The following is a 4,609-nucleotide window of genomic DNA, read 5'->3' on the forward strand; positions in this document are numbered from 1 at the left end:
CGTCGAACTCCTCGGTGGAGCTGAAGCCCGCCTTGCGGCGCCCTGCGCTACGGCCGTCCATCTTCGGCACCTGCGCGCTTGATGGCGGCGATCTCGTCCGCCTTCGTGTTCCAGAGGTCGTAGAGCCTGCCGTGCGGCCAGTCGTCGACGATGGGCACCCGCGCGGCGCCTGCGATGAGCAGTCCCTCGCCCGGCTTGACGCTGTCGTCGATGTAGCCGAGCTCCTGCTCGGACAGGTTGAGCAGCTCCCGCCACTTCTCCCCGTCGGTGAGCGACTGCTTGAACAGCATGAGGAAGTCGCTGTTGAGGATCAGGGTGCGCCCCTGCGGGTTGTCGAGCAGGTAGGTGGCGTTCTGCGTGATCCCCGTCGCGATGAGCCCGAACTTGCGCCCCTCCGCCCACAGCCGCGAGAGGTACCCGATGGTGGCGGGGTGGCCGAAGAGGCCCTGGACCTCGTCCACGTAGAGCCAGGTCGTCACGCCACGCTCGAAGTTGCGATACATGCGGTTGCGGATGAACTCGAGGGCGGCGACCATGGCGAACGCGAGCATGCTGTCGGGCAGGTCGCGGAAGCTGAAGCACGTCATGGGGGCGTCGAACTCGACGTTGCTGGGGTGGTTGAAGATCGAGAGGGCGCCCTCGACGTAGCGCTCCAGCCGCAGCGCCACGAAGCGGGCCTCGGGCTCCGGCTGGCGCACGAGCTCGTCGTGGACGTCGCCGATGAGCAGCTCGCGCCCCTCCGCGCGGGCGCGGGCGAGGGCGGCGCCGAAGCAGCGGCTCACGATGGAGCGCTCGGCGTCCGTCTGGCGCTCGTCGCCGTCGGCCATGGAGGCACCGCACAGCGCGATGAGCGCCTCGGTCTTCGACGCCGCCTGGAGCTGCTCCGCCTGGTGGGAGACGTCCGCCATCCCCATCGGGTTGAGGTGGTTGCCCGAGTCGGGGGAGAGACGGACGTGCCGCCCCCCGCAGGCCTCGGTGATGGGGCCGAACTCCTGGGCGGGGTCGAGGATGATGATCTCGTCTCCCGGGTACGCGAGCCTGGTGTTCGTGATCTCGCGCTTGGTCTGGAAGCTCTTGCCGCTGCCGGGCTTGCCGCCGACGAACCCCATGGGGCTCGCGAGCCTCTTGCGGTTGGCGATGACGAGGTTGAGCGAGTGGCGGTTCTGGCCGTAGTAGCCACCGCCCTCCTCGTTGAGCTCGAGGGTGGCGAACGGGCTCTGGATCGCTATCTCGTCGGTGAGCATGTAGCGCTCCACGTCGACCTCGCTCGTCCCCAGCGGCAGGGCGGAGTTCAGGCCCTCGCGCTGCCGGTAGTGCAGGGGCGCGAGCTCGATCCCGTTGGCCTGGGCGGTCGAGACGAGGCGCCCTACCCGGTCCTCGAGCTCCTCGCGGGACGGCGCGTAGGTCATCGCCACGCCGCAGTAGCGGAACAGGCGCTGACTGTCGTCCTTGAGGCGCTCGAACATGTCCTGCGCCTCCTCGCGCGTGTAGCGCAGCTCGGCGGGTAGCAGGGTGTAGTCGTAACCCCTCTTGACGGCGCTCATCTGGTCCTCCACGACCTCCTTGTCGATCCAGTTGAGGCGCTGTTTGACGAAGCCGATGGCCTTGTTCTGCTCGAGCGCGCGCACGTGGGTCGAGATGACGAGGGGGATCGGCAGGTCGACCATGTCGGCCAGACACCGGTCCGACAGGTTGCTCTCGAACCGGCGGAACGCGAGCACCTGGAACCACGTGCCGTCCATGGTGAAGGCCGAGGCGGCCCCCTGCGGCTTGAAGTCGATGAGGTTCGGTGCCACGAGGTCCTTCGTCGTGGTGCCCCGGTGCGCGGCCACCTCCGACCAGTCGACGGGGAGCGGGGGCTCGGCGGGCCTGAGCATCGAGCGCAGGAGCCCCGCGCGCTCGGCTCCGTCGAGCGGGGAGAGGTCGCTCCTGATCCCCGTGAGCACGCCGGAGGCCATCGAGCGCATCCGAGCGAGCGCGGGGACGGCGTGCTCCGCGTCCGGGGCGTCCACCGCGAAGGTTATGTAGCGCTCGCGCACGAGGTTGGAGACGCCCTCGCGCATCTTCGCGTTGAGGACGTCGTTGTACTCCTCGGCCAGTGGCCCGGTCGGGTCGTCGCGGACCTCGAAGAAGGTGCGGTTGCCGATCTCGGACTCGTGGATGGGGCGCGTGACGAGGGTCGTCTGCATGGAGACCTCGGGCGTGAGGCCGTTGTAGAGCATGCGCATGCGCTTGCACACCGCCGCCTGGGCCTCGTCGCTCGCCGACTGGTAGCTGATGTCGCCGAAGCGGTAGGTTCTGCTGTACCTGCCGAGGTCGTTCATCGCGACTCCGTCGCGGAAGAGCGCGAGGTAGGACACGGCGTCCGCGGTCCTCGCCCTGCGCCTCCCCCTCTCCGGCGCCCTCCTCCGCTCCCGCTTCTTCTCCTCAGCGGGCCTGTAGTGCTTGGGCTTCTCCCGCCTGAAGGGTGGGCGCATAGTCCTCACCGACCTTTCTCATGAGTTTCCTGAACTTCCTCCGGGTCACCGACGGCCTCACGGCCGCGGCAGCAGGGCCGGGGGCCTCCTGCGAGGGGGACCGGTAGACGAGGGTCCCGTCCGCGGTCAGGTGCCGGAGCGCGAGCGGGACGAAGCGCTCGGGGCGCATCCCCCTGGGCCTCCAGAACCCGAGCAGCCAGAACGGCATCGACGAGGCCATGACGGGCAGGCTCGCGTCCGCCACGGGGATCCCCAGGCAGAGGTGGCAGGCCGCCGCCGAGGCGAGGGACGCGGCGACGCCCGCGGCGATGCAGGCGACCATGCGCGCCGAGAGCTTCCCGACGACCTTCTCCTCGTACTCCCCGATGTCCTTGTGGACGTAGGTGTGCTGCATGCCGGCCCCCTCAGCTCGGCATCCAGCTCGTGTCGAGCTGGCCGAAGTAGACCGCGGCGGCGATGATGATCGCGCCGCCGGCGATGGTCGCGATGGCGCTCGCCAGCTGCGCGCCCCCGCCGCCGGTCTCCGAGCGGATGGCGATGCCGAGGCTTACCGCGCCCCACACGACGACGAAGCCGCCGAGGAAGGTCACGCAGCCGCTGACGAGGCTGATGATGTTTGCGAGCATTGGCTAACCCCCTTGCCCTACGCGGGGCCCGCCGCCCCGGTGGCGGCGGGTCCCCTCCTGACAAGGGGTCGCCGGCGCGCGGTCATTTCGAGTCGCCGCCGTGCGCGACCTCGCCCCAGCGCGGGTGCCTGTCTGCCGCGTACTTGTCGTCGATGACGGGGTCGGACCCGCTGAACAGGACGATGGCCTTCCCGCGGGGCAGCCGCCCCGCTTCGCTCGCCTGGATGAGGTCACGCTCGAGCCTCCCGCGGTTCCTCGTGGTCGAGCCCGATGCGCCCCGCGTGACGTTCCAGGTCTCCGAGTCGACGGTCTCCTTGCCGACCATCTCGCTCACCATCCTGTTGGTCTGGGTCGACTTGCCGCCGAGGTAGAGGACGACGTCGCAGTTGTCGACGATGATCTGCGCCTCCTGCTCCCCGTAGCGCGCCTCGAGCTGGGCGACGGACTGGAGCATGATCGACATCGAGATGTTGCGCGAGCGGACGGTGGTGATGACGTGGTCCATCTGGCTGAGGCGCCCCAGGTTGTAGAACTCGTCGCACATCAGGTGCAGCGGGCGGGGGAGCTCGCCGCCGTGCTCGCGGTCCGCCTTAGCCGTGCAGACGTGGATCGTCTGCCAGACCATCATCGACATGAGGAAGCTGAACGCGTCGGTCGTGTCGTCGGTCTCGGCGAACAGGACGCGCTTGCGCCCGGCCTCCCCGAAGCGGTCGAGGCCGACCTCGTCGCGCATGGTGAGCTCGCGCATCTCGGGGACCATCATCGACTGGAGGCGGGAGTTCGCGGAGATGATGACCGACTTCAGGGTCTTGCCGGCTGCGGCCTTGAGGAGGGTCCAGCTGAGCAGAGCGATGTCGTCCTCGGGCGCCTTGGGCTCGGCCACGCTCACCCACTCGAACGAGCGCGCCGCCCGCCCCTTGAAGTCGCGGCGCCCCCTGCGCGCGGGCGCGGCGGGGGCCTCCCTCTCAACGAGCATGGTCCCGTCGGCGATCTCGCGCATGAGCAGCTCGTAGGGGCTCACGAACGACTCGTCCTCCTCGCTCGCCTGCGCGAGGCTGAGCAGCGTGACGAGCCCGTTGAGGTTGCGGTCCTCCTCGGGGCAGTGGAACACGAGGTAGCTCACCTACGAGAGGAGCAGGAGCACCGTCGTGTTGGTCCAGAACGCCTCCTCCGCCTTCGCGTCCTCGCCGTTGGTCACGGAGATGAACGCCTGCACCCACTCGATGACGTCCACGGGGGTCCTGAGGTAGGCGAGCGTGTTGTAGCGGGCGGACCGCGATGGGTCCTTGGTCGAGAACACCACGACCTCGTAGCCGTGGGCGGCGAACATGCCCCCGAGGTCCCTGGAGAGCGTCCCCTTGGTGTCGGTGATGAGGAAGTCCTGGTTTGCCTGCAGCGCGTTGGGCATCACGTACGAGAACGTCTTGCCGCTGCCGGTGCCCCCTATGACGAGGATGTTCTTGGCGCGCCTCCACTCCCTCTTGAGGCGCGACTGGTCGACGGCGA

5 protein-coding genes are annotated in these 4,609 nt (G+C 69.0%); all 5 read right to left on the bottom strand.

The window, feature by feature from the left end:
• Positions 1 to 47 precede the first annotated feature (47 nt).
• Entirely contained in the window at positions 48 to 2,477 is a 2,430-nt protein-coding gene (locus tag HMPREF1023_RS01110) for a VirB4-like conjugal transfer ATPase, CD1110 family (RefSeq protein ID WP_050784799.1), read from the bottom strand.
• Positions 2,428 to 2,871: a PrgI family protein gene (locus HMPREF1023_RS01115; RefSeq protein ID WP_009304286.1), complete on the bottom strand. Its 444-nt coding sequence runs from the start codon at positions 2,869 to 2,871 to the stop codon at positions 2,428 to 2,430. The genes HMPREF1023_RS01110 and HMPREF1023_RS01115 overlap by 50 nt, the downstream gene beginning before the upstream one ends.
• A 10-nt stretch (positions 2,872 to 2,881) precedes the next feature.
• Complete coding sequence (locus HMPREF1023_RS01120) at positions 2,882 to 3,103, bottom strand: hypothetical protein (protein ID WP_009304287.1); 222 nt, start codon at positions 3,101 to 3,103, stop codon at positions 2,882 to 2,884.
• An 82-nt stretch (positions 3,104 to 3,185) separates the two neighbouring features.
• Positions 3,186 to 4,214, bottom strand: a complete 1,029-nt coding sequence (locus HMPREF1023_RS01125; protein WP_147271571.1) for a VirD4-like conjugal transfer protein, CD1115 family — start codon at positions 4,212 to 4,214, stop codon at positions 3,186 to 3,188.
• A gap of 12 nt (positions 4,215 to 4,226) precedes the next feature.
• Positions 4,227 to 4,609, bottom strand: a 383-nt coding sequence (locus tag HMPREF1023_RS01130; RefSeq protein ID WP_009304289.1) for a type IV secretory system conjugative DNA transfer family protein, incomplete at its 5' end; no start/stop codon positions are given.

Source organism: Eggerthella sp. 1_3_56FAA (assembly GCF_000185625.1).
Taxonomy (GTDB): domain Bacteria; phylum Actinomycetota; class Coriobacteriia; order Coriobacteriales; family Eggerthellaceae; genus Eggerthella; species Eggerthella lenta.

Excerpts from the sequence above, each read along its gene's own strand:
- HMPREF1023_RS01115 (WP_009304286.1), bottom strand. The coding sequence starts at position 2,871 with ATGCAGCACACCTACGTCCACAAGGACATCGGGGAGTACGAGGAGAAG.
- HMPREF1023_RS01120 (WP_009304287.1), bottom strand. The coding sequence starts at position 3,103 with ATGCTCGCAAACATCATCAGCCTCGTCAGCGGCTGCGTGACCTTCCTC.
- HMPREF1023_RS01110 (WP_050784799.1), bottom strand. The coding sequence starts at position 2,477 with ATGCGCCCACCCTTCAGGCGGGAGAAGCCCAAGCACTACAGGCCCGCT.